Here is a 24,656-nt window from a genome sequence, read left to right as displayed (position 1 = left end):
CGATGGCTAACCTATTAATTGTAGATGATAATGCACATATTCGAGAACTTGTGCAAGTCTGTTTGCGCAATGAAGGCTTCGACGTGCTTGAAGCGGCGGACGGTGTCGAGGCACTGTCCACGCTCGAATCCGTCAAAGTCGATATGGTCATTATGGATATTATGATGCCGAATATGGACGGGTGGGAGCTATGCCGCGAGGTACGCCGCTATTACGAGGACATGCCGATTCTCATGCTGACGGCCAAGGGCGAGACGACACAAAAGGTCAAAGGCTTCCATCTAGGTACAGATGATTATCTCGTGAAGCCCTTCGATCCAGCCGAGCTGATCGTAAGGGTGAAATCCTTATTGAAGCGGTACCGTATTTCGGTTTCGCAAACGGTCGAAGTTGGCACGATTTTCATGAATCGGGGCACGTATGAGCTGCGCAGTGATGGTGAACCCATGACCTTGCCGTTAAAAGAATTCGAGTTGCTGTACAAACTGGCGAGCTATCCGCAAAAAACATTTTCCAGAGAGCAATTAATTGAAGAAATATGGGGATATGACTACGAAGGCGACGAGCGCACCATCGATGTTCATATTAAGCGGTTGCGCGAGCGGTTCCCGGAAGAGCGATATGGCTTCAAAATTCGCACCATTCGCGGCCTCGGGTATCGATTGGAGATCGGTTCATGAAGAAGGGCGAAGCCATTCTTAAAATAATGGGCGGTGTCTGCCTTGTTGTGGCAGTGGTGACGATAGGAACCTGGATAGCATTCTATGGCACCGAAGCGCTTTATAAGTATATAGGCATACATCTTCACAGCTTCGCTGCCCAATGGATTAATGTGCTGCTCGTCTTTTTTATTTTTGGATGTACGATGTATCTTATTTCGCTCATTGTAGGCAAGAAGCATTATAAGGTATGGGATAAAATCATAGAAGCTTTACGGAAAATCTCCAGGGGAGATTTCAGTGTCAGTCTGGACATCCGTTCTAATGAAAACGACCCGCTTGGCAAAATTGTGAGCACCATCAATCAGATGGCGGTCGAGCTTGGCGAACTGGAAAAAATGAGACAAGACTTCATCTCCAACGTGTCGCATGAAATTCAGTCTCCGCTCACTTCGATTCATGGGTTCGCCAATGTGCTAAAAAGGGCTGACCTGACGCATGAAGAACGTCAACATTATGTCACCATTATCGAGATGGAAAGCAATCGTTTATCAAAAATTAGCGAAAACTTATTAAAGCTCACTTCCTTGGAATCACAGCATCATCCGTTCGAGCCGACACGATATCGGCTGGATAAGCAATTGCGGAGCGCCATGCTGGCGTGTGAACCGGCTTGGCTGGAGAAGGACCTGGAGATGGAGCTCGAATGTGAAGCGATTACCGTTACAGCCGACGAAGATTTAATGAGCCAGGTGTGGAATAATCTCATTACGAACAGCGTGAAATTTACGGCGAATGGCGGAACGATTCGGATACGCGTATATGCACGGAGCGGGAACGCATTCGTAGCTATATCGGATACGGGAATCGGTATGAACGATGAGGATATGAAGCGTATATTCGAGAGGTTTTACAAAGCGGACAAATCGAGAACCTCTGAAAAAGGAGGAAGCGGCTTGGGGCTGTCCATTGTCAAAAAAATTGTAGAAATGCATGAGGGAAGCATCGCAGTACAGAGTAAAATAGACGGAGGAACCTCATTCGAGGTCGTGCTGCCGTTAGAAGCAGCATCACAGTCTTCGTCGAGATAACCCCTCAGGATAGGCAGGGAGATACAAGCTGTCTACCCGAGGGGCTGTTCGTTATGATGCCTTCGTTCTTATTGAAGCGGCTTCATCATTTGACATGAAACCAAAAGGTGTCATATAATACGAAACGAAACCAAAAGGTGTCATAAAGGAAGGGTATGATCCGATGCAAGCTGAATTATTGAAGAAGCAGTGTTCTGGATTACGTATCCGAAGCAAAGCTCAAAAGTAAAAACAGACATAAACCGGGATATTCTGGCTGCGATGGTGCAGAATAGTACAACATATCGAGTTGTCAGCAACGTGGCTGTCGATGAAAAGTGGTCGGCTCTGCGATTGCGCCCGCAGGATAAAGTAAAGAGCAAAACATAAATTTTACAATCAATATTTGGAGGTTTCGTTATGGAACACAACTCGAATAATACATTGCCGGACATTCGTCAGACGTTGGTGCTGAATGCTCCGATTCAGAAGGTATGGGATGCGGTTGCCACATCGGAGGGAATTGCTGCTTGGTTCATGCCCAATAATTTTCAGCCTATTGAGGGATACGAGTTCGAATTGAACGCCGGTCCGTTCGGCATGTCGCCATGCAAAGTGACGGAAATCGCTCCGCCTAACCGCTTGTCTTTCAACTGGGGCAAAGATTGGACCCTCACGTTCGAGTTAGTCGATCTGGACGGAAAAACAGAGTTTACACTCATCCATGCGGGCTGGGATGCTGACAAGGTGACCGAATTCGGGCAATCCCATGCAATGGTGCGCGACAGAATGAATCAGGGATGGACAGGGCTGCAGCAATCGCTGGCTGCCCATGTTGAGGCATGAAATGACGGCATCATTACCGAAGCATGACGTGTTCCAGGCTATCGCCGATCCTACACGCCGCCAGTTGCTGGAGCTGTTGAGCGATCAGGAGATGCCCGTCACCGTCATCAGCGGTCACTTTCCGATGAGCCGGACGGCCGTGTCCAAGCATTTGCGCATCTTGGCGGATGCGGGACTCGTCAAGGACCGCAAGGTCGGCCGGGAGACGCGCTACCGCCTTGACCCGGAACCGCTGCTTGAATTAAAGCGATGGCTCGCTTACTACGAGCGGTATTGGGAAAATAAGCTATCCGTGCTCAAGCATCTGGTGGAATCGGACGAGCCGAACAGTGCGGCTCCATTTCCCCCGCTTACCGTCATCGAACGGAAGACAACGGAATAACGGCGAGGCAGATAACCGAATAAATTTGGAATTATATCAGTATCATCCAGAGCGATTCTAGTGGAAGAATTACATGGGCCGGTCAAGAGGAACGATTGTAACAAAAGCAGGAAAAGAGTCTGGCGTAGAGGATGCGTTTGGTGAAGCTGGTCGGCAATTCGCAGCATCCATCCTGTTAATAGAAGACGAAACAAATAGGGTCGAGCTTGCCGAAGCATTCATCACCCATATCCTGCCTCAGCAGGATGAAAACGTGCGAGTCATTAAGCAAATTGTCGATAAAACGGATAATCGAGAAGTACAAATTTTGTAGAGTATAAGGGTTGCAATTCATTACCCGATACTATAAAATTGGAAATTAAATGCACATGGAAGGTGGGGGAATATGTTAAAGACCGGGATAAAGCAAACCTTTGATCCGATCGTTCATATTCCTTTTTTCGACACTAAAGCAGTCAATGCTTTAGTGTTTTTTATTTTCTTGGGAGGTGTGGCATCGATGAGGTACAAAAGGGTTCTTATCAAGCTTAGCGGCGGGGCCGTTGCGGGGAGCAGCGAATTTGGGTTCGATCCAGAGAGACTGGAGCACATTGCGAACGAGATATTATCCGTCGTCAGCATAGGGGTCGAAGTGTCTATCGTTATCGGAGGAGGCAATATTTTTCGCGGCAACATGGGCGAAGCTTGGGGCATCGAACGAGCCGAGGCTGACAATATCGGAACGTTGGCGACGGTCATCAACAGCTTGATGCTTAGAGGCGTATTGAAATCGAAGACGAAGACAGAGGTGCGGGTGATGACCGCAATTCCGGTCACGTCTGTGGCTGAGCCTTATATCCGTTTAAGGGCCATTCACCATTTGGAGAAAGGGTACATCGTCATCTTCGCGGGAGGGAACGGTCAACCGTTCGTGACGACCGATTATCCTTCGGTACAGAGGGCTATTGAGGTGAACTGCGAGGCGATATTCGTGGCCAAGCAAGGGGTGGACGGCGTGTACAATCAAGACCCGAAGCGCAATAAGGATGCGCTGCGATACGCCTCGCTGCATTATAACGATGTGATTCAACATGACCTGCATGTCATGGACCAGTCCGCATTCATTCTCGCTAGAGATTACAACATCCCGATTCATGTGTTCAACTTCGATAAGCCCGGCTGTATGAGTGAAATCATGGATGGCAAGAACACGGGGACTATCATCAGCGGTGATTCTGAACTAAGGCTTAGTTAAGTGAACATAATGACCCCCCCTGCATCCGCTTGTTGTGCAGGGGGCGAACCCTTAGAAACAATTCCATTGGAAAACATACAGTCAAATGTGCGAATTTGGCGGCAGAACGGCCTGTGGACTGTATTTTGTGCAGTGGCACCGGCTATTTTTAGCGTCTGATAAGGTATGAGTGACAAACTATTGGATCATTTCCAATCAAACCTGCCGTAAAGAGGAAAATGCACTCGTTTCGCTGTACATAATCCAATGGAGGATGAGACAAGGTCGGATGCGATCCTGAAATTAGCTGTCTACCGCCCGTTAAACACACGAATCGCCAACTCAGGGTAAGCTTGCGCTATTTCATTCGCACGCTTCGTTAATACGCCATAATCGAACGGGGAACGGAAAATGTCGCTGTCTGGCAGAAAGGTGACGCTCGTTCCCGTTTCTTTCGTTATGCCTACGGTCATGACGCCGGTTTGTGGAATGCCATGCTTATAATCTTGCCGGAACACAGTTCCTTCCCGCCGGATTTCAACCGAGAGCGCAAGGGAGAGCGCATTGACGACAGACATGCCGATGCCTTTCTCGCCTCCGGGAGCTATGATGGATGCGCTGGCGCTTAAGCGGCCCATATCCGTAAAGACAGACTGAACCCGAGACGTCTCGGTGTTCGGCAGAGCCTGCACGGGAATTCCGCGCCCGTTATCGGACACAGTGATGCTTCCATTATCATGCAAGAATAGGCTTACTTCGCTGCAATACCCAGCTTGATGCTCCAGTATACTGTTCTCTACGACGGCCCACAGCAGAAGATGGGGATCATACTCCTCCTTCGATTGACCCAAGTACGATCCGGCGTTATTCCGGGCTTCGGCCATGTCCATATAGTCAGTCGTATCTAACAAGTCTGAGGCAGCTGCCAGCAGCAGAAGAAGCGGAAGCGCCCGGTGACCGGGAACGGAATAGGATCCACCCCGTTCCTCCTGAACAAGCAGGTCGGCCCCCGACAAGGCTTTGATATGGTGGTAGAGCTGGCCAGTCGTGCCCATATTCAATCGTTCAACCAACTCAGTGCCAGTTAGAGGTTCCCTCAGAACCGAGCGCAGAATGTCCAAGCGCTGCTTATGGCCGAGGGCCGCCAGCACTTTGGCGACCTTGTCGCCGTCCAGCTCCAACAGCTGGCTTACACGTCTTTCTTGGGGCTCCCATCTGAACTGCCCTTTTTCACCACAGTATTGACCCGAATAAAAGACACCGCCAAGTTCTCCTTCTCCATCCTTGTTCTTGAGCAGCTCCTGAGTTGCTTCATCTGTCGCCACTCGCGCGTCTTGGGACGCGTTTCCAGCTGCCAGCTGTCTGACAAGCTGCTGCAGCTCATTCATTTGCACTTTCAGTGCGTCTAATTCCGTTTCCAAATTACGCGATACGGTCACGGGAATCCCTCCAACTTTAATCACTTAAATACGTAATTACGTAACTACATAAATAATAACACACAGCATTCCATTTGCAAATCATATCCAATCATTCCTGCTGATGAAATATAATCTGCCAAAGTAAAAGCCGACTTCTCCTGTAGTCAGGAAAAATCGGCTTTTACTTTTTGGGAATGAGTCTACCGCACTTTAATGCGGTAGGGGTGACTTTCCATTATTCTGCTTCTGCAACCAAAGTAAATCGTTCGTTAATGTGCTGAGGCTGTTCGATCTCGTCCAGAACGGCAATTGCATAGTCCGCGTAGCTCACATAGCTGTTGCCTTTAGCGTTCACCATCAGATTATCATTGCCTTTTTGATAAGAACCGGTTCTTTTGCCTGCTGGGTCAAAGAATGCAGCCGGGCTGATGAAGGTCCATTTGATACCGCTCGACTGTTGCAAATCCTGAAGATTTTTCCCTTGGTTCGATGCGGTTGCCGCATACTCTTGCGGGAACTCTGGCGTATCAATAAGACGGGTCGTCTTGGCTTCATCGACGAACAAGCTGCCGGCGCCGCCCACCACGAGCAATCTGGTGTCAGACGCTCCTTGCAAGGCTTTAATCAATGCTCTTCCTGCTTCCACGTGCAGATGCTCTTGTCCATGTGGTGCTCCAAAGGCGTTCACGACCACATCAAATCCTTTTACATCATCCGGTGTAAGGGAAAATACATCTTTTTCGATAACAGACACGCTGCTGTCCTTCATTTTGGATGCGTCGCGCACAATCGCCGTCACTTCATGTCCTCTGTCTACAGCTTCTTTTACAATCAAGCTTCCCGCTTTACCGCTTGCTCCGATAACTCCGATTTTCATAATTCCATTACCTCCATGCAATTGTAGTTATATGTTTAGCAGTGTCCATCTAAATCGCATTGCAAACCCTCGGATACAGGCGCGCTATCTTCAATTTGTTGAGAGAGAACCTTCTCGAACATTTCTTTGCTTGCTACGCCCTGAACACGCTCGTTGCCGATTACAAAGGTGGGCACCCCCGTAATGCGGGCTTCCTCATACGCATGTTGGAGGGCTTGTTGTTGCGCTTCCTTATACGTTCCTGTTTCCAGCGCATCTCTAAAAGCCTGCTCATCCAGCCCTAATTCGCCGGCAATCTTCGTTAACACTTTGATTTCGCCAATGTTTTGTTCTTCTTGGAAAAATGCCTTGAATACGCGGTTCATGTATTCATTGCCTTTGCCCTGTTCTTTGGCGTAATGATATCCTTCAAACGCAACACCTGTATAAGGATGCGGAGACACCCGGGGCAATCTCATGTCGACGCCCAACTTGTTGGCAGTCGGCGTAATATATGATTCCCAACCCTGCAATTTGGATGAATCATTCCAAGGATCAAGTTTAGGCGCTGGACTTGGGCGCAGCTCGAATGGCATCCACTCGACTTCGACGTCTTTGCCTTTGATTGCTTCCTCGAAGGGCGCTTTACCCAAGAAACAGAACGGGCAGACAAAATCAGAGTACACTTTGATTTGTAAGGTCATGGTTCGTGTTCACCTCTTAATAGATTGAGTGTAACCATTATTGTTACAACTAGATTTAAAAAATAGGACAAGCGGAAGGGGGTCGCGCTTTCCTGCAGGCAATCATATTGTTTTGCTTTGTTGTAATCATTATAGTTACAACGGGGTTGGTTTGTCAACTTTAATTTTGCGGACATGTCCGATCAGCTTTGTAAGATTGGCTCACTCAACCTTACAATCCGTTAGTGCCATCACGAAAATGACATGTTGGGCAATCGGATTCTAGACAATTTATGTTATGCTAGGGCGAGGATGCTAGTTAATGTAAAGGTAAAGTGGGTGCATGCGAAGAGATGGAGTTATCGAATGTGATGTCTTATCTTACGGAAGACAATTTACTGGAATTGCTGGAGAAATATCGATCCTTCGGACCATTTCCCGGCATTTTGTTAACGTTTATGAAATCATTCGTTCCTCCGCTGCCGACGCTTGTCATCGTTGGCGTTAACGCGGCCGTGTACGGATTGTGGCTCGGATTCCTATACTCCTGGATCGGCTTGGTAAGCGGTTGCTTGGTGACGTTCCTCATCGTCCGCAAAATTGCCGGACATCCGTACTTGGAACGCTGGGCGCAAAAGCCTAAAGTGAAAAAAGGCATGCTCTGGGTCCGCCGCAATGCGTTCAGCTATGTGTTTCTGCTGAGCATCTTTCCGGTTGGTCCATTCGTTATTATCAATATGGTAGCGGGAATGGCCCGCATGCCGTTGCGCTCCTTTTTAATCGCCGTTGCGGGCGGGAAGGCGCTCATGGTGCTCTCGGTCTCCTATATCGGACATAATATATCGAGCATCATTCAAGATCCGGTTCAAATTTTATATGTCGTATTGTTTCTCGCCGTATCGTTATGGGTTAGTAAAAAAATCGAGGCTCGCTTCACTAGAGAGACGCTGGATGAGGATCATCTGAACGGGCATGGACTCGATCGGAAAGATTCGATGGGCTCATGAGAGTCGAACGATTGCTTTCGATGCTGCTTATTATTTCGCAGAAAGGGACGGTTACGGGGAAAGAGCTGGCGGAACATTTTGAAGTGTCGCTGCGGACCATTTACCGGGATATTGAGAAGCTGGGCGAGGCGGGCGTCCCCATCGCAGCCATTGGCGGCAAAGGCGGGGGCTACTACATCATGGAGCAGTACAATGTGGACAACCTCTTCCTGAATGAAGAAGAAGCCCATACATTCATGGCGGTTATGGATAACTTGAACGTTCTGTTCGGGAAGAACAAGCTGTTCAATGACGTCGTCCTGAAGTTCGGTCAGACATACAAGCAAGAACGCAGAGCATCGGATAAATGGAGCATCAACATGTCTCACTTCAGTATGGAAGAGGAGCTGAAGGAATACCTAGTCTTGATGAACGCAGCCATTGAAGAGTCGAAGCTGCTTGTATTTGATTACATTAACCGCAGGCTGGAGGTTTCCGAACGAACGGTGGAGCCGATGCAATTCGCTTTTTCCAGAGGTGAATGGTATCTGGTCGCTTTCTGCAGAAGCAGGCAGGATTACCGGCGGTTCAAGCTGGTGCGGATTCACAATCTCAAGCTCGGCAGCCGCTTCGAGCCAAGGGAATCGGTGTCGAAGGAGCGAATGAACCAGATCTTCGAAGAAGGCTACTATCGTCGCAGCATGAAGGTGACGTTGCGATTTACGCCGCGCATAGGGATGCAACTGACGGAGCACTTTCCCAGAGAGAAGATGAAGGAGACGGAAGATGGCCATTATATCGTCGAGGATTATTTTCCGCATGAGGAAGGCCTGATGAAATATATATTAAGCTTCGGCAAGGATTGCGAGGTTGTTGATCCGCCCGTGTTGCGGGAAGAAATGAAAAAATACGTTGCCAAAATATTAATTTCGTACAATGACTGACATCTAGATGTCAGTCATTGTGTTTTATAGTGGGGGTATCGGATGCATACGATGTGAAAAAATGAAAATAAAGATAGTATGGGGGAGTCCTATGTTCAAGCAAGAAATAGCCGAAGGAATCATTCTGTACATGTTCGATCCAAGGCCTGATCGGCATTACGGATACAACATTACCGCATTAATTGACGGTGCGCAGGCGATTCTCATTGACACTGCATTTGAGGAGCATGCACAACAGGTCGTTGAGGATCTGGCTGAGTGCGGGATTCGGATAGAAGGGGTCATCCTTACGCATTTCCATGATGACCATATGTATGGATTGAAGGTATTGCCGGAGGTTCCGGTCTACGGAAGCGCGCACTATCAGACGACACTGGATATGTGGACAGAGCCGAAGGAACACCCCTATTTCACGCCGGACATCGTGTTCGAGCACTCGCTGCAAATCACGTTCGCCCGGCATGAACTGACGTTGACGTCATTTCCGGGGCATGCGCATTGCAGCAGCTTGATTATGATTAATGAGCAGTTCGTGCACATCGGTGACGAACTTATGTTCTCGAATGACGGACAGCCGATTTTGCCATCTGTCGATTACAACCAATACGTTCGCAGACACCGGGATTCTCTGGCCAAATTACGTGATTACAGCCACTGTACGCTCATCCCCAGTCACGGAACAGTTATTAGCGGACAGCAGCGCATCGACCGGGACATCGCGAATCGGATCGCCTATTTCGATGCCATTTTGGGCAGCAGCACGGAAATCTCCTATGAAGAAGCGACGCAACAATGCGATTGTATGTTCTTGCATCAGGAGTGGCACAAGAATGCGTATCGATTCTAGCAAAAAGTAATGATGGATACAGCATTGGGGGCATAGACTAAACCCGGGGGCGTCGGTTACACTATAGGCATAAATAGGAGGGCGCAGGCTCTCCTTTTTGTTAATGTATGTTGCGGTCTCGACCGATTACATAAAACCCCACTACAAGCCATTCACAGGAGAGACAGGGAATGAGCGCACAGTCGAATGAAAGTTACGAAGTTACCCAAATATGCTTGCTGGCGGGCAAAATCATGCTGCAAAGCGGCGGAGAAACGTATCGTGTCGAGGATACGATGATGCGCATCGCCGCTTCCTACGGATACGAGAACTGTCACAGCTTCGTGACGCCGACAGGCATTATATTCGCTATCGACGGATCGGCTCCGACAACGAGACTGTTCCGCATTTCCGATCGGTCCACCGATTTGGAGAAGGTTACGCTCGTTAATGATATCTCCCGAAGAATCAGCAGCGGGAGCTTATCTGGGGCCGAAGCTTTTCGGATGCTGCAAAAGATAGATAAGGCGAATTTGGCTTATCCGGTATGGATCCAGATCGCTGCCGCTTCCGTATCAAGCGGATGCTTCGCCATCATGTTCCGGGGCAGCTGGCCGGAATTCATTCCCGCGCTGCTTGCGGGCGGAATCGGATTCTCGCTCCTGCTATACGTCCACCGCTTGGTCCGCATCAAGTTTTTTGCCGAGTTTCTGGCTTCGGTGGCGATCGGAACGGTATCATACTTATGTATCAAGAACGGACTGGGGCGGGATTTGGACAAAATCATCATCGGTTCTGTCATGCCGCTCGTGCCCGGATTGCTTATCACCAATGCGGTGCGGGATTTGATGGCGGGTCATCTTGTATCCGGGATTTCGAAGGGCGCTGAAGCGTTACTGACTGCGTTCGCGATTGGAGCGGGCATAGCCTGCGTCATTTCTTTCAGCTAGAACAAGAGGGGGAAGTCTATGATCATCGAGCAGCTTGTCACTAGCTTCATCGCTTCCGCCGCCTTCGGCATCATCTTTAACGTCCCGAAAAAAACCTTGCTGCAGTGCGGCTCCGTCGGAATGATCGGATGGCTCGTCTATTTGTCCTTCACCCTAAATGACGTTGATCCGATTCCGGCAAGCTTGGTTGCTTCGTTCGCGGTGGCAATGGTTAGCCATCTATTCGCCAAGGCTTATAGAACACCGATTATCGTGTTTAACGTGTCTGGCATTATCCCGCTTGTACCGGGCGGCATGGCCTATGATGCGATGAGAAACATGGTCGAGAATGAATATGAGATCGCGATACCGCTTGCTTTCAAGGCGTCTATGATATCGGGCGCGATTGCAATCGGGCTTGTATTTTCGGAGGTCGTCTATCAATTGCTGCGGAGAAGAGCAGCATGATGGGCAGAGAACCGGCTATTTCCATGCCTCAAGAGGTGATGAAGCTGCCGCCATTGACATGCATCGTCTCGCCCGTCACATAGCGGGAATCGTCGCTGGCGAGATATACGTAAGCCGGAGCGAGCTCAAATGGCTGGCCGGCCCGATGCATCGGCGTATCTGTGCCGAAGGTGGCCACGCGCTCAGCGGAGTAGCTGGCCGGAATGAGCGGCGTCCATGTCGGACCGGGAGCAACGGCATTGACGCGTATGCCTTGATCGACCACGGACAGCGCCAGCGAGCGGGTGAACGAGACGACTGCTCCTTTGGTGGCGGAATAGTCGATTAATGTCTTCTCTCCCCGGTAGGCGGTAACCGAAGCTGTGTTGATAATCGAACTTCCCGGACGCAGGCAAGGCAGTGCGGCTTGCGTGACGAAGAAGAAGGAAAATATATTGGTACGGAACGTCTGCTCCAGCTGCTGCTCCGTAATGTCCAGCAAGCTGTGCTGCGGATATTGGACGCCAATGTTGTTGACCAGCACATTCAGCTTGCCGAAGTGGTGCAGCGTCTGTGCGACGATAGCGGTGCAGGCTGCCTTGGTGCGCAGATCGGCGCGAAGCGGCAAGCATCGTCTGCCCAATTGCTCGATGCGCGTGCGCGTTTCCTGCGCGTCCTGTTCTTCATATAAATAGGCGAACGCCACATCCGCCCCTTCCTTGGCGAACGCCACCGCCGTTGCGCGGCCGATGCCGCTGTCTCCTCCTGTAATGAGAGCCACGCGGTCCTGCAGCTTGCAGCTGCCGACATAGGAAGGATTGTCATATAACGGCCTTGGGGACATGACATATTCCAACCCGGGCTGCTGGTCTTGATGCTGCGGTGGAAAGGAAAGCGGCTTCTCCTCGCACTTTGTCTCTTTCCCGTAATAGGGGTACATCGGATACGGATTCATTTCTCTACCTCCAAATCATGATATTCGCCTAGAAATACCTTATTCGGGAAGAGTCTAACGTGTTACACTGCGACTGTGCCGTATTGATCAAATTCCGCGGTTTTGCTACAATGCACACAGAGTATGTGACCGGAGGGAAGTGACTAGCATTGAAAAAAGAAAAATACACCTGTCATCTCCACTCTAAATCGTTTGGATTGGCTCTACAGGCGTTGACGGTAATATCCCAATATCCGAATCGTTGTCCTAGCGGGGAAATCGCTGAGCATGTTCAGTCGGAAGCGACCTTAATTCGGCGGATTCTCGCTAAGCTGGCCCAGGAAAATATATTGGAGACGCGTGAGGGACGCGACGGCGGATACCGGCTGAAGAGAGCACCGGAACTTATTACATGCGCCGACATCCTAACGGCTCTACAGAAAGATGAATCGTTCCATACCAGTTTGCTCGAATCGACGGGTGACCATCCGTTCGGGCTGTGCATGAAAGCCACATTTTCCGATATGATGGCGGAACTGGATCAAAGCGTGCTGGCCGTGCTGCAAAAGTACACCATTGCTGACCTAGCGGATCAATCCTTAGTGTAGGAAGGGATGATTGACAATGGTCTTGAAGGGGATTATACTGTGCATATAATTTCACAGTTGCAACAGCGTTAACTGTGTATGTTTTTACACAGTAATATTCTGCAATATGATGTGATGAGTAGCGGGAATTTTTTTATGTTTAACTGTGTATTAATCTACACAGTATAATGTTAGCATCTTTAACTCGAACAAAATCGGAGGCTGGATAGGATGGAGACAAAAGTAGAGCAAAAGCGTGATTTTTTTACCGTGTTACGTGATCGGCATTCGGTGCGCCATTATGACCCAACCGTGACCATTTCGCAGGCAGAGCTGCATGACATGCTGAAGGAGGCCACGCTCGCTCCCTCGAGCGCAAATCTTCAGCCTTGGCGATTCCTTGTCATTACCGACCAAGCGCTAAAGGAAAAGCTGCTTCCGATAGCCAATCATCAACAGCAAGTTGTGGATGCGTCAGCCGTCATCGCTATACTGGGTGATCTGGAAGGCTACAAACAGGCGGAGCGCATCTATGAACAAGCGGTTGAATCGGGCTACATGGATGAGGAACTAAAAGAGTCATTCGTGACCAGAATTACGAATGGTTATGCAAACATGAGCGCGGAGAAAATTAACAATATTGTGCTCGTCGATGGCGGATTGATTGCGATGCAATTGATGCTAATTGCGAAAGCTAAAGGATATGACACCGTGCCAATGGGCGGGTTTCATGCCCAGCAGTTCAAGGAAGCTTTTGGAATCTCGGAGCGCTATGTCCCCGTGATGTTACTGCCTGTAGGCAAAGCCTCTGAACCGGCGCATTCTTCACCTCGTGTGCCTGTGGATGAGGTGACGTTCTGGAATAAGATGACCGAGGGTGAGTGACCTATGATTCAACTTAGCATATTGGACCAATCTCCGATACCCGAAGGCAGCACAGCGAGCGAGACGCTGGCCGAGACGGCTCGGCTGGCGCAAGCAGCAGAACAACTGGGTTACCACCGTTTTTGGGTGTCGGAGCATCATTTCGCTTCCAACCTTGCAGGTTCAAGCCCGGAGGTGCTAATATCGCATTTGGCGGCCATAACGTCCCGTATTCGTGTCGGTTCAGGCGGAGTTATGCTGCCCCATTATAGTGCTTACAAAGTCGCGGAAAACTTCCGTTTGCTGGAAGCACTGTACCCGGACCGGATTGATGTGGGACTGGGAAGGGCACCCGGCGGCATGCCGCTGGCCACCAGAGCTTTGATGGATGGGAGAGCGCCGGTCGATCGCTATCCGGAGCAGGTGTCTGATCTGATGCACTATCTTCACGATTCGCTCCCGGACAATCACCGCTATAGCGGACTCCGGGCCACTCCGGTTATTCCGACTGCTCCGGAAATGTGGCTGCTTGGATCGAGCGGCGAAAGCGCAAGGATCGCTGCCCAACAGGGAACGGCATTCGCCTTTGCCCACTTTATTAACAGCTACGGGGGACCAGAAGCGATGCGCTGGTATCAGCAGCATTTTCAGCCATCCACGGCAGGGGAGCGTCCTCAATCCATACTCGCCGTATTTGTCGTCTGCGCCGAAACCGATGAGGAAGCTGAGCGCTTGGCTTCCAGCCTGGAGCTGACCTTTCTGTTTCTGGAGCAGGGCATCCATCGGCCGGGCGTTCCTTCTGTGGAGACAGCCGCGTCTTATCCTTATACGCCATTCGACTTGAGCCGTATCCAAGAAAATCGCAAGCGGATGGTTGTCGGCAGCCCTAAGCGGGTGAAGCAAGAGCTGCTCCGGTACAGCGAGCAATATAATACGGAAGAGATCATGATCGTGACCATTATGCATGATTTCGAGGCAAGGCTGACCTCCTATCGCCTGTTGGCAGAAGCATTTCAACTGACTCGCTCGTGAGCTTCAGAATGACGGCCATGATATGGTAACGTGAAGCCCAATGACCAATCGAAGAAAAAGGACTCTCATGCATCGGAGGGTCCTTTTTCTTCGATGTAAGTTCAAGTAAACCGATAACCTGGTGCGACTAACGCCTGCGCGTGGTTGCCGTTCGTTCTTCGCGGTCGAAGTAAGCCCCATGCAATAAGCAAAAAAGGCTATCCCGAAGTCGTTGACTTCAAGGATAGCCTTTCAATTGTAATATCTGCTATTCTCTTACAAGTAACCCCAGATCATCGTGAACAGTGTACCGAACACTGTTACTAGACCTACGAACAGCGCATAGGCGATATTCGTGTAGTTCGAGGCCTTGTTGGACTTGTCCTCGTCAATATGCATGAACATAATCAACTGCACGCCTGCTTGAATCGCTGCACAGACTAGCAGGATCGTAAGGCCTGTTGCGAAGGACATATCCCAGACAATGACGGCTAGCGCAACCAAGGAAAGGATGAGAGAAAAGACATATCCCATCACATGACGTATCGGGAATAGTTGTTTCATGTCACATCAATCCTTTCAAGTATACAAAGCTGAAGATAAAGATCCAGACGACGTCCAGGAAGTGCCAGTACAGCGAGAAGATGAACGACTTGTTCGCCGTATCCCGCGTGAAGCCTTCACGCTTAATCTGAATCATCAGGCCTGATCCCCAGAGGAGACCGAGCGTTACGTGCGCACCGTGCGTACCCAGCAGGACGAACAAGCTGGATAGGAATGCAGATGTCTGAAGCGTTGCGCCTTCATGCACATAAGTGACGAATTCATAGATCTCGATGCCTAGGAACCCGAGACCTAGCAGCAACGTAATGGCGAAGAAGATCAATGCTGGCTTCTTCAGGCTGAGACGCATGCTGTGAATCGCGAGACCGCAGGTGAAGCTGCTCGTCAGGAGCAGGAACGTTTCCAGCAGTACTGGTTTAATCTGAAATATTTCTTGAGCCGTCGGGCCATTGCCCGACCGAGTCCATAGTGTAAAGTAGACGGCAAAGAGTGTAGAGAAGAGCACAATCTCCGCACCAAGGAACAACCAGAAGCCGAATATACGGTTGCTGTTCTCTTCCGTCTGGTATTCTAGCGGCAGCGTGTTATCGATCTTCATGCTTTATCACCCCGCAATTGTTGTTCCGTCTTGTTAATTTCCTTCACCGGAATATGGTGTCCATGATCGCGCTCGAAGGAACGCACGGCAAGCATAATCACAATCGCAATACCCGATATGATAGCCGGTGTCCACCAGCTGAATATCATGAAGAATCCGAAGAAGAAGAAGATAACGCCAAGCACGAACGGCTGTCCGTTGTTGTTAGGCATATGAATCTCTTCGATTTTGCCCTCGAACAATGGTTGTTTGTTTTTCTTCCAGAACCAGAATGCATCCAGGCTCTTCACGTTAGGTGTAATGGCAAAGTTATATTCCGGTACCGGGCTGTGCGTTGCCCATTCGAGCGTGCGCGCATCCCACGGATCGCTTGTTGTATCTCTTGGTTGGTAACGGAAGCTCCAATAAATGTTGTATACGAGAATGGCGAAGCCGATAGCAAGGGCTGCCGAGCCTATCGTAGCAATCAGGTTCAGCGGACCGAAGCCGGTGCTCTCAGAATAAGTATACATACGACGTGTCATGCCTTTCAGCCCCAAGAAGAACAATGGCAAGAACGTCACATTAAAGGAGATCGCGATAATCCAGAAGCTAAGCTTGCCAAGACGTTCGTTGAGCCGGAAGCCGAACAGTTTCGGGAACCAGTAGTACATACCGGCGATAACCGCGAATACTGTGCCCGGAATCAACACGTAGTGGAAGTGAGCGACCAAGAACATCGTATTGTGATACTGATAATCGGCGCTCGCCATCGCGAGCATAACGCCGGTTACGCCACCGATCGTAAAGATTGGAATAAAGGCGAGCGAATACAGCATCGGTGTCGTGAACTCGATCCTGCCCTTCTGCAAGGTGAAGAGCCAGTTGAATATTTTAACCCCTGTCGGAACCGCGATTGCCATCGTGGTAATGGAAAAGAATCCGTTAACCATGGCGCCGTGACCCATCGTATAGAAGTGATGCGCCCATACGAGGAAGGACAAGAGCGAAATAGCTATCATACTGACGACCATCGATTTGTAGCCGTACAGGTTTTTGCGTGAGAAGGTTGAGATAATCTCACTATAAATACCGAACGCCGGTAAGACTACGATATATACCTCAGGGTGACCCCATACCCAGAACAGGTTGGCCCATAGCATATCCATACCGCCGTCGGCCATCGTGAAGAACTGGGAGCCGAACATGCGGTCGAACATCATAAGCGCTAATGCTACCGTCAAGACCGGGAAGGCGAAAATGATGATGACACATGTAATAAGTACAGACCACGTAAACATTGGCATACGCATCAGCGTCATGCCAGGCGCACGCATCTTCAGAATCGTCACAATAAAGTTGACGCCTGTCATCAGCGTACCGATACCGGCAATCTGCAGGGCAATAGAGTAGAAGTTATTGCCCACGGATGGGCTCAGCTCGATGCCCGCCAACGGGAAGTAAGCGGTCCAGCCTGCATCGGGAGATCCCCCGATAACAAACGAAATGTTAAACAGCATTGCTCCGGCGAAGAACAGCCAGAAGCTGACTGCATTCAACCGCGGGAATGCGACGTCGCGCGCCCCGATCTGGAGCGGAATCACGACGTTCATCAAGCCGATAATAAACGGCATCGCCATAAATAAAATCATAATGACACCGTGAGTCGTAAATACTTCATTATAATGCTGCGCGTCCAAGAACTTCATGTCTGGTCCGGCAAGCTGTGTACGCATCATCAGCGCATCTACACCGCCGCGGAACAGCATAATCAACGCACTGAGGATGTACATAATACCGATTTTTTTATGGTCAACGGTAGTTAGCCATTCACGCCATAGATAGCCCCATTTTTTAAAATAGGTCAAGCAGAAGAGGATGGCTAGCGACACGAGGACGATACTGGCCATAGCGCCGTAGATCATCGGTTCACCGGTAACGAAAAATTCGTCCCATTTCATACTCAAAGAACTCCTTTCTGGTTCGTTCTAGTTGCCATGCTGAGAATGGTCGGCCTCTTGATTTTCCATCTCGGAGTGGTCCATGTTGGAATGATCCATAGTCGAGTGATCCATCTCTTTATCCGTTCCTTCATTGGAGCCAGCGGCAGGAGCTCCATGGTTATGTCCTCCATGTTCTCCCTCTGGCGCTGGTCTGAATGTCAAGTGTGTGGAAGTATACGTCTTCCGGCCCACATGATCTGCTTCCAGCAAGGAATTAAACTCTTGTTCGGTCAATTCGGAAGCTGTCTGCTTCACTTCATCAATCCATTTCGTGTAGCCGGCAGGTGACATCGCCAATACTTCGAATTCCATGTGGGCAAAGCCTTTACCTGAGAAGTTGGAGTTCTTGCCTACAAATGATCCTTCGTGTTCAGCTACGAGATGGAGCCTCGTCACCATATCGCTCATGGCGTACTTCTGACCACCTAGCTGAGGAACCCAGAAGCTAGTAATCGGTCCAAACGAATACAAGCGGAACTCTACTGGACGGTGCGTCGGAATGTTGACGTAATTGACCGTCTCAATGCCTTCCTCCGGATAACTGAAGTGCCACTTCCAGTTAGAGGATGAGGCGTAAATAATGAGCGGCTTATCGCTTTCATAGCCTTCAGGCGTCTTCTCGACCGCGTAGGTGCTGCGAACCGTGACCACGGACAAAATAATGACGATAATGACCGGAATCAGAGTCCATGTAATCTCCAGCCATTTGCTGCCCTCCATATGCGGCGGCTCGTAATCCGGTGCCGCTTTGGAAGCGCGGTACTTCGTTAACATGTAAATATAAAGGACGTAGACGACAAGCAATACCACAGCCATAACAATCATGGAAAAAATAATGACGTCAGACTGTGTCTTGGCCACTGGACCTTTCGGGTTCAGAACAGCTATTGAATTACACCCGGTCAAGAGGACAAGAAGAGCTGCAAACAAACTGATTAACAACCCTTTCTTCTTCATAACGTACCCCTTTCTCTCTAAGATGTGCTTTAGATGAGCTATGAAAATGACAAATGTCGTATAAACTTGATCACATCTATATTAGTGAGAAGTTATTTTAGAAACAGCACATAAAGTGCACCATATTTACCATGAAAAACCATTGTTTTTAGATCTACCCGGGTGTTCCATGACATTTATCTCTCAATTAAGCTCGTTTTCTCGTAAATTCTTGCGATTACGGCGACTTTTCATTTTGTTCATAATTGGTGCTGCAAGACCCCCACTTCGCAATATTGTAACAATTAAACCGCCTTCATGTGACTTTTTTCACTAAAAAAGACCCGAGTTTTAGGGTATATGCGTTCGTATCTGGAGGAACACAGATGGGGCCTTAGTTTGACCACTTACCGCACGTTATGAACCGTTTGTTGATAACTCCGTTTTTTTCCAAACAATCATAGGCACCCCGTTTCTGGCCCCAATTCAGTTCGTTCTCCCAAAAAGCATTGACGAGTAAAAAAGTGTAATAGCCGGTGAGTTGTTTAAGAAAAACGGACTTCAGCTGTATTACCATAATCATTTTGAAGAGTTCCAGAAATTTGACAATCAATATGTACTAGACATCATCTTGGAAAATACGGCTGAAGATCTCGTAAAAGTTGAATTTGATACGTATTGGGCATTGAGAGGCGGAGTCGATCCTATTGAATATTTGCAGAAGCTGGTGGACCGCTGCGACCTTCTTCATCAGAAAGACTTGCCTGCTGATGTGAAGCCGATGAATTTATTTGAAGTAATCGGTTACGATGCCAATATTGATATGGAATTGATGGTCAAGCTGCACAAAATAGATTATTTCACGGAGGCCGGGCAGGGCATCATGGACATTCCCGTGATTGTGGAAGCGTTTAAAAGTAAACCGGAAGCCAGATACCTGTTTATTGAGCAAGATTGGACGAAAAAGAACCAGCTAGAAAGTGTCGAGATCAGCTATAAATATATCTCTAAGCTATTCCAATCTTAAAGCTGTAAGAAACGGGAGACGAGAATGAGCACATTAAAAATAGGGATTATAGGCTGCGGTGGAATCGCCCATGCAAAGCATTTTCCAGACTTGGCCAAATTGACAGATCTTGCAGAAATGATAGCATTTTGCGACATCATTGAAGAACGTGCCGAAATTGCTGCCAAGCAATATGGTGTTCCAGGGGCGAAGACATATACGGATTATAAACAATTGACACAAGATGTCACCATTGACGTGATTCACGTGTTAACACCGAACAGCTCTCATTCAACCATTACAGTCGATGCTCCCATACTACGGCTCCCAAGAGGTAACCGAGGCGGACCGTGAAGCCAGACAATGGCTCGAGGCTATTATTGAAGATAAAGAACCACTGGTAAAGCCTGAAGAGGCCTATGTCGTGACGACGATTCTGGAGGCTATTTATGAATCTGCCAGAACAGGCAAAGAAGTGATACTGAATTAATAAAATGATCTCGTCCTCTACTTGTATAAGTAGAGGGCGGGATATTCTATCATGCAGAGGCAGCGCAATCCTATCCCTATAATCATAAATGTGAGGGGTTACATCTTATATGGAATCCGGTTTTAAGAAGGCCATGCAATTACGGTAGGGATTAATGAAGGAGGTTCACCTCATGGGAAACCAGGTTTCATGGAAAGAACGAATTAGTTACGGCCTCGGGGATACGGCTTCCAACCTCGTCTTTCAGATGATTACGATGTACTTGATGTTCGTCTATACAGATGTGTACGGATTGAATGTGGCAGCAATCGGCACATTGTTCTTAGTGGCGCGGATAATCGATGCCTTCGATAGTCCGATCATCGGGGTGCTGATCGACCGCACCAACACGAAGTGGGGTAAATCGAGGCCTTATTTTCTCTGGCTCGCGGTACCGTTTGCCATCGTTGCGGTGCTGACGTTCATGACACCGGACTTCGGCGACACGGGCAAACTTGTATACGCTCACATTACTTACATTACACTCGGTATTTTGTATGCGGCAATTAATCTGCCGTTGACATCGCTCTTGCCGAGCATGACGAGCAACTCGCAGGAACGTACGGTCGTCAACTCGGTCCGGATGATATTCGGTCAACTGGGCGGCTTGGTAGTGGTTGGCATTGCGTTAATGTCGATGCTGTCGTATAGGCAATGTCGGTATTGGATTTACAGCAGGCCTCTTGTTCACGATGCTGGCAGATACGGTTGACTACGGTGAATGGAAGTCCGGCGTCAGAGCCCAATGATTGGCGAACTGGAAGCGAAGCGTCAAGGCGGCGCAACCGCGATTCAAGCTTAATGAGCCTATTGGGGTTGTGTGGCTTGATGAGAGATTACCTTTTTGCAGATTGAAGCTGAATGAGTGTTTGGGTTATACGTTCTGTTGTGTGGCGTGATTGCTTTTTGTGATGGTACATTCTGCAGTCTGCTATCGAGATGAGATCATACAGATGCTCTCCCTCATCCGGGTATACGGCATGACCGAATGAGCAAGATACCTGTACGGTTTTGTCGTCAATACAGCCATGAATAGTGCGCTGAAGGTGATTCTGCAGCAGCTTCATACCTGATTCATCTGTGCAGGGGATGATTAACAAAAATTCGTCCCCTCCCCATCTAGCAACGTAGCCGCTTCTGCGAACGACGGAGCTAAGTGTTCTGGCTACCTGCCGTAATATGCGATCTCCGATATTGTGACCGAGCCGATCATTAATTGACTTGAAGTTATCAACATCGATTAGAAAGATATATAATTTTTCTAGTCGTTTGTCTGCTGTATTTTGCAGTCCCGGGAACGCATCCATGATATATCTGCGGTTATAAATATCTGTGAGTGCATCCTTCTCGGAGTCATGGACCGCCATATCATAACGTTTTCCTAATCGCCATCCCAAAAAAGCAAAAAGAATAATGGTGGACATGTAAAGTTCTTCACCGTAATCGTCGAAGAAGTAATTATAATTATAAAAACAGAATGACGTTGCCACTATAATCAATACTAGTATGATTCTTCCTTTATATTTCACCATGTCATAACATTCTCCCCATAAATTGAATGATATTTCTCCACGAAAATAACAAGCTATCCGCATCTAAGAGAAGCAGCAGGGCGGAACACGTTTATCAGCCTTTATACTAATCAACCGGAAGAATAAAGAAAATCATCCACCGGTGGAGATGAGGGGTGGATTTATTCCGTAACTGCTTGACGTATCTGGTTCGATAGTATTACGATAGCGACATCTGATTGAGGTGCTCTTTATAGTTCTATTACGAGGAGTGATGCCCGTTTTGGAGCGAGGGATTGAGGTTAGAGTGGGCATGAAAAATTTTTCATAACCCCATTGACAAAAAGGTACTCGTGAAATATATTGAGCTTGTTAGTTCTTAAATACTAGGTTTAGAGGCTTATTTTCGATTCATAGTTAGTTGCTGTTTACAATATAATACGGCACACTAATCGAAAGATTAGGTCGCAAAGCTTTGGAGTCTAATAGTCGCTCTGACTAATGATCGTCCGGCTGCATTTAACAATTATGTTAATGTAGCCGGGCTTTTTTATTTATGTGGAGTTCTCAACTCAACGGAATTTCCGTTCCGTAGAGCTATATAAATAAGAATGAGGAGGCAAGTAGAAAAGGCAAAGGAGGATTTAAATGAAAAAATGAGGTGGATACATGAAACGTAGATTAAGATTGGCCGTTACATGGTTGTGCATGTTGTCGGTATTTTTCGGGTTTATGCCCAATACCCTTCCAAGCGCAGCGGCAGCCGCGAACTCGGGGGATCTGATTTGGCCTAATCCAGGGGCGGTCAAGCTGACCAAGAGCGCTGAGCCCACCGGGACCAAGGGCGAATGGGAGATTACGCTGACAGCTGAGGGGAAAAACCTCAAATCTGGCGGTTCCGATGTCGTTCTCGTCATTGACAAGTCCGGGAGCATGAACGATAAACAGCGGATGACCAAAGCCAGAGATGCAGCGAATAAGTTTGTTGACAACTTGCTTGTCAAGGATTCTAGGACACGAATAGCCGTCGTTACTTTCAATAAGTCATATCAAGAAGTTTCCGGTTTTAAAGGGACCGACCAAAAGGATGCCTTAAAACAAGCGATTCAAGGTATTAAAGCAGACGGCGGGACGAATATACAAGCAGGCCTTCTCCGTGCCCGCACGTTGTTGGAGAGCAGCACTGCTCAGAACAAGGTCGTTGTGCTGTTAAGTGATGGCGAACCTACATACAGTTACAAGGCTTCTACTGCAGCCAATCATACATGGCCTGGCGGGAAATACAATTTTATCCTTTCGAATTTCAACTACAACAACGTTATTGGATCAGGCTCAAGTTATGGATTAGGGCGGTACGAGTATGGACTCGATTACGACTGGTGGAATGGATACAAGTGGAACATCAGAGATAATGGCATTGGTACAATTTCTGAAGCCAGGCACGTTATTGATTCCGGCGTTAACATCTATTCCATAGGTCTTGATGTCGGCAGTAACAGTAATGCCACCTATGTCCTGACCAACAGTCAGAATAAGGGCTACTACTCTTCCAACAGTTCGGAGCTTGAGAAAATCTTTGCCGAACTGGCAAGCAAAATTGCCTTTGCGGCCGAGAACGCCCAAGTTACCGATCCAATGGGTGACATGTTCAACCTGAAGATGAAGGGCAGCTCTCTGAGCGAAGAGGATTACAAGGCTTCACAAGGCACGGTGACGTGGAATTCGGCTACGGAGACATTTACGTGGAATGTCGGCAAAATCGTAGAAGGCACCCCGGCGACACTGACCTACAAAGTGTTGATGGATCTGTCGAAGAATCCGGATCCGAGCAAATTGTATCCGACGAATGGCAAGACGACGATGAACTATACGGACGCGAATAGCCAACCCACAGCGAAGGACTTCGAAGTGCCGGAAGTAAGCTTCGGTAAAGGATCCATCCTCGTTAAAGGCTATAAGGTCAATGCCGAGGGAACTCCGGTCAATGCGGATGGAGAAGTCGTCGAGAGGCCAGATTTGGCGGAAGAACTGTACAGCGATTATTTCAAGGTTAACGGGGACAAAGCGCTTGATATAGGTCAGTCGTATTCTGTACCTGCGCCATCGGCTGATAACTATCATTTGAAGGTCGGTACGAATCCTACAAACGTTGATTTGACGCTGAGCAAGCCTTCACAAATCATTTGGTTCGGATTTACAGATGCTCCGAGCAAGTTGACCCTTGTGCATCAAGCCGGAGATAAAGTGTTCGAAAGAAGTGCAGTGGATAAAGCACCGGGGGAATCCGTAGACGTTGGCAGCAAGACTTTCTCTGGGTATCATTTCACGGATGTCGTGGTCAGTGAAGGAAGCGGCTTGAACGTAAGCGATGGTCGTGTAACTGGCGTGATGCCTGGCAAGAATGTAACCATTACATTCAACTATGCCGCCAGTGAGCAAAGCGTAACCGTAAAGTACTATAAAGAAGGAACAACCGAAGAGGTACATCCTTCGAAGAGCTTATCAGGCAAAACGGGCGACACAGTTGAGCTGGTTGCGGAGACCGTAGCGGGATATAGCGTGGTGAAGCCAGACAAAGTGGATTACACGTTCACGGCTGAAGCGAACCAAGAGCATATCTTCTACTATAAAGGAATAACGCAAAAGCTGACCGTGAATTATCTGGAGCAAGGCACGGATAAAGTCCTGGCGGAAGCCACGACCGTAGACGGAGTAACAGGTAAAACGGTGGAGCTGACAGCCGCGGAAGTAGCGGGTTACACGCCGTTGAAGGAAAGTGATAGCTACACCTTTAAAGCAGAAGGCAATGTGTACACGTTCTACTACAAAGGAACAGCACAAAAGCTGAGCGTGAACTATCTGGAGCAAGGCA

Annotated in this window: 29 protein-coding genes, 1 pseudogene and 1 riboswitch; of the genes and pseudogenes, 21 read left to right on the top strand and 9 right to left on the bottom strand. The window is 48.6% G+C overall.

Going from position 1 to position 24,656, the window contains the following annotated elements; translation table 11 throughout:
* The first annotated feature begins 2 nt into the window (after positions 1-2).
* From M3650_RS20555 to pyrH, 7 genes are all read left to right on the top strand, one after another.
* Positions 3-680, top strand: coding sequence for a response regulator transcription factor (locus M3650_RS20555; protein WP_026011256.1), 678 nt, complete (start codon positions 3-5; stop codon positions 678-680).
* Positions 677-1,750 carry a HAMP domain-containing sensor histidine kinase gene (locus M3650_RS20550; protein WP_251577349.1) on the top strand — a complete coding sequence of 358 codons (1,074 nt, stop codon included), beginning with the start codon at positions 677-679 and terminating at the stop codon, positions 1,748-1,750. Before M3650_RS20555 ends, M3650_RS20550 begins: the two co-directional genes overlap by 4 nt.
* Positions 1,751-1,939: 189 nt before the next feature.
* On the top strand, positions 1,940-2,119 hold the full coding sequence (locus tag M3650_RS20545; protein ID WP_251577347.1) for a hypothetical protein: 180 nt from the start codon (positions 1,940-1,942) through the stop codon (positions 2,117-2,119).
* Between the two features lie 30 nt (positions 2,120-2,149).
* Complete coding sequence (locus M3650_RS20540) at positions 2,150-2,575, top strand: SRPBCC family protein (protein WP_251577345.1); 426 nt, start codon at positions 2,150-2,152, stop codon at positions 2,573-2,575.
* Between the two features lies 1 nt (position 2,576).
* Positions 2,577-2,957: an ArsR/SmtB family transcription factor gene (locus M3650_RS20535; protein ID WP_251577342.1), complete on the top strand. Its 381-nt coding sequence runs from the start codon at positions 2,577-2,579 to the stop codon at positions 2,955-2,957.
* A gap of 73 nt (positions 2,958-3,030) precedes the next feature.
* The gene (locus M3650_RS20530; RefSeq protein WP_251577340.1) at positions 3,031-3,270 is read left to right on the top strand and encodes a hypothetical protein; all 240 of its coding nucleotides are present in this window, start codon (positions 3,031-3,033) and stop codon (positions 3,268-3,270) included.
* A gap of 186 nt (positions 3,271-3,456) precedes the next feature.
* Positions 3,457-4,191 (top strand): UMP kinase, encoded by a 735-nt coding sequence (pyrH, locus tag M3650_RS20525; RefSeq protein ID WP_251577338.1) that lies wholly within the window; start codon positions 3,457-3,459, stop codon positions 4,189-4,191.
* Positions 4,192-4,481: 290 nt separating this feature from the next.
* Here the strand turns inward: pyrH and M3650_RS20520 are convergent, their stop codons facing one another.
* From M3650_RS20520 to M3650_RS20510, 3 genes are all read right to left on the bottom strand, one after another.
* A complete protein-coding gene (locus M3650_RS20520; protein ID WP_251577336.1) occupies positions 4,482-5,609 on the bottom strand; it encodes an ATP-binding protein in 1,128 nt (375 codons plus the stop codon).
* Positions 5,610-5,826: 217 nt separating this feature from the next.
* The gene (locus tag M3650_RS20515; RefSeq protein ID WP_251577334.1) at positions 5,827-6,468 is read right to left on the bottom strand and encodes an NAD(P)-dependent oxidoreductase; all 642 of its coding nucleotides are present in this window, start codon (positions 6,466-6,468) and stop codon (positions 5,827-5,829) included.
* Positions 6,469-6,503: 35 nt separating this feature from the next.
* On the bottom strand, positions 6,504-7,151 hold the full coding sequence (locus tag M3650_RS20510) for a DsbA family oxidoreductase (protein WP_251577332.1): 648 nt from the start codon (positions 7,149-7,151) through the stop codon (positions 6,504-6,506).
* 332 nt (positions 7,152-7,483) lie between these two features.
* On the opposite strand from M3650_RS20510, the gene M3650_RS20505 reads away from it, so the two are divergent.
* From M3650_RS20505 to M3650_RS20485, 5 genes are all read left to right on the top strand, one after another.
* Positions 7,484-8,137 (top strand): TVP38/TMEM64 family protein, encoded by a 654-nt coding sequence (locus M3650_RS20505; RefSeq protein WP_251577331.1) that lies wholly within the window; start codon positions 7,484-7,486, stop codon positions 8,135-8,137.
* Positions 8,134-9,060 (top strand): helix-turn-helix transcriptional regulator, encoded by a 927-nt coding sequence (locus tag M3650_RS20500; RefSeq protein WP_251577329.1) that lies wholly within the window; start codon positions 8,134-8,136, stop codon positions 9,058-9,060. Before M3650_RS20505 ends, M3650_RS20500 begins: the two co-directional genes overlap by 4 nt.
* Positions 9,061-9,151: 91 nt before the next feature.
* Positions 9,152-9,907, top strand: a complete 756-nt coding sequence (locus tag M3650_RS20495; RefSeq protein ID WP_251577327.1) for an MBL fold metallo-hydrolase — start codon at positions 9,152-9,154, stop codon at positions 9,905-9,907.
* Between the two features lie 170 nt (positions 9,908-10,077).
* Positions 10,078-10,836, top strand: coding sequence for a threonine/serine exporter family protein (locus M3650_RS20490; protein ID WP_019423367.1), 759 nt, complete (start codon positions 10,078-10,080; stop codon positions 10,834-10,836).
* Between the two features lie 18 nt (positions 10,837-10,854).
* On the top strand, positions 10,855-11,283 hold the full coding sequence (locus M3650_RS20485) for a threonine/serine exporter family protein (protein ID WP_233699358.1): 429 nt from the start codon (positions 10,855-10,857) through the stop codon (positions 11,281-11,283).
* A gap of 28 nt (positions 11,284-11,311) precedes the next feature.
* On the opposite strand, the gene M3650_RS20480 is transcribed toward M3650_RS20485, so the two are convergent.
* Positions 11,312-12,217 carry an SDR family oxidoreductase gene (locus M3650_RS20480; protein WP_251577325.1) on the bottom strand — a complete coding sequence of 302 codons (906 nt, stop codon included), beginning with the start codon at positions 12,215-12,217 and terminating at the stop codon, positions 11,312-11,314.
* A 149-nt stretch (positions 12,218-12,366) separates the two neighbouring features.
* On the opposite strand from M3650_RS20480, the gene M3650_RS20475 reads away from it, so the two are divergent.
* From M3650_RS20475 to M3650_RS20465, 3 genes are all read left to right on the top strand, one after another.
* Entirely contained in the window at positions 12,367-12,804 is a 438-nt protein-coding gene (locus M3650_RS20475; protein ID WP_019423370.1) for an RrF2 family transcriptional regulator, read from the top strand.
* A 210-nt stretch (positions 12,805-13,014) separates the two neighbouring features.
* The gene (locus tag M3650_RS20470; RefSeq protein WP_019423371.1) at positions 13,015-13,668 is read left to right on the top strand and encodes a nitroreductase family protein; all 654 of its coding nucleotides are present in this window, start codon (positions 13,015-13,017) and stop codon (positions 13,666-13,668) included.
* Positions 13,669-13,671: 3 nt separating this feature from the next.
* Entirely contained in the window at positions 13,672-14,679 is a 1,008-nt protein-coding gene (locus tag M3650_RS20465; protein ID WP_251577323.1) for an LLM class flavin-dependent oxidoreductase, read from the top strand.
* 255 nt (positions 14,680-14,934) lie between these two features.
* Here the strand turns inward: M3650_RS20465 and qoxD are convergent, their stop codons facing one another.
* The 4 genes from qoxD to qoxA are packed head-to-tail and all read right to left on the bottom strand — an operon-like array spanning position 14,935 to position 18,759.
* The gene (qoxD, locus tag M3650_RS20460) at positions 14,935-15,222 is read right to left on the bottom strand and encodes a cytochrome aa3 quinol oxidase subunit IV (RefSeq protein WP_019423373.1); all 288 of its coding nucleotides are present in this window, start codon (positions 15,220-15,222) and stop codon (positions 14,935-14,937) included.
* A 1-nt stretch (position 15,223) separates the two neighbouring features.
* Positions 15,224-15,820 carry a cytochrome aa3 quinol oxidase subunit III gene (gene qoxC, locus M3650_RS20455; RefSeq protein WP_019423374.1) on the bottom strand — a complete coding sequence of 199 codons (597 nt, stop codon included), beginning with the start codon at positions 15,818-15,820 and terminating at the stop codon, positions 15,224-15,226.
* The gene (gene qoxB, locus M3650_RS20450; protein WP_019423375.1) at positions 15,817-17,760 is read right to left on the bottom strand and encodes a cytochrome aa3 quinol oxidase subunit I; all 1,944 of its coding nucleotides are present in this window, start codon (positions 17,758-17,760) and stop codon (positions 15,817-15,819) included. Before qoxB ends, qoxC begins: the two co-directional genes overlap by 4 nt.
* Positions 17,761-17,787: 27 nt before the next feature.
* Positions 17,788-18,759 (bottom strand): cytochrome aa3 quinol oxidase subunit II, encoded by a 972-nt coding sequence (gene qoxA / locus M3650_RS20445; protein WP_251577321.1) that lies wholly within the window; start codon positions 18,757-18,759, stop codon positions 17,788-17,790.
* A 610-nt stretch (positions 18,760-19,369) separates the two neighbouring features.
* Here qoxA and M3650_RS20440 point away from each other — a divergent pair.
* The 5 genes and pseudogenes from M3650_RS20440 to M3650_RS32710 all read left to right on the top strand — a co-directional run bounded on the left by M3650_RS20440 (position 19,370) and on the right by M3650_RS32710 (position 21,022).
* Positions 19,370-19,765, top strand: a complete 396-nt coding sequence (locus M3650_RS20440) for a sugar phosphate isomerase/epimerase family protein (protein WP_251577319.1) — start codon at positions 19,370-19,372, stop codon at positions 19,763-19,765.
* Between the two features lie 24 nt (positions 19,766-19,789).
* Positions 19,790-20,056: pseudogene (locus tag M3650_RS20435) on the top strand (Gfo/Idh/MocA family oxidoreductase); the annotation flags it as partial.
* Positions 20,052-20,234, top strand: a complete 183-nt coding sequence (locus M3650_RS32715; protein ID WP_369011137.1) for a Gfo/Idh/MocA family oxidoreductase — start codon at positions 20,052-20,054, stop codon at positions 20,232-20,234. The pseudogene M3650_RS20435 and the gene M3650_RS32715, both read left to right, overlap by 5 nt.
* Before the next feature lie 172 nt (positions 20,235-20,406).
* Positions 20,407-20,985 carry an MFS transporter gene (locus tag M3650_RS20430; RefSeq protein WP_251577317.1) on the top strand — a complete coding sequence of 193 codons (579 nt, stop codon included), beginning with the start codon at positions 20,407-20,409 and terminating at the stop codon, positions 20,983-20,985.
* Complete coding sequence (locus M3650_RS32710) at positions 20,957-21,022, top strand: hypothetical protein (protein ID WP_369011138.1); 66 nt, start codon at positions 20,957-20,959, stop codon at positions 21,020-21,022. Before M3650_RS20430 ends, M3650_RS32710 begins: the two co-directional genes overlap by 29 nt.
* 87 nt (positions 21,023-21,109) lie before the next feature.
* Here M3650_RS32710 and M3650_RS20425 read toward each other — a convergent pair whose 3' ends face one another.
* Positions 21,110-21,697, bottom strand: a complete 588-nt coding sequence (locus M3650_RS20425) for a GGDEF domain-containing protein (protein WP_251577315.1) — start codon at positions 21,695-21,697, stop codon at positions 21,110-21,112.
* A 519-nt stretch (positions 21,698-22,216) separates the two neighbouring features.
* Positions 22,217-22,305: riboswitch (cyclic di-GMP riboswitch) on the top strand.
* A gap of 148 nt (positions 22,306-22,453) precedes the next feature.
* Here M3650_RS20425 and M3650_RS20420 point away from each other — a divergent pair.
* Positions 22,454-24,656, top strand: a 2,203-nt coding sequence (locus tag M3650_RS20420) for a VWA domain-containing protein (RefSeq protein WP_251577313.1), incomplete at its 3' end; no start/stop codon positions are given.

It is taken from the genome of Paenibacillus sp. MER TA 81-3, assembly GCF_023713585.1.
Classification (GTDB): Bacteria; Bacillota; Bacilli; order Paenibacillales; family Paenibacillaceae; genus Paenibacillus_B; species Paenibacillus_B profundus.
Note: the sequence above shows the minus strand (reverse complement) of the source record. Positions and strands in the feature narration are given on the sequence as shown.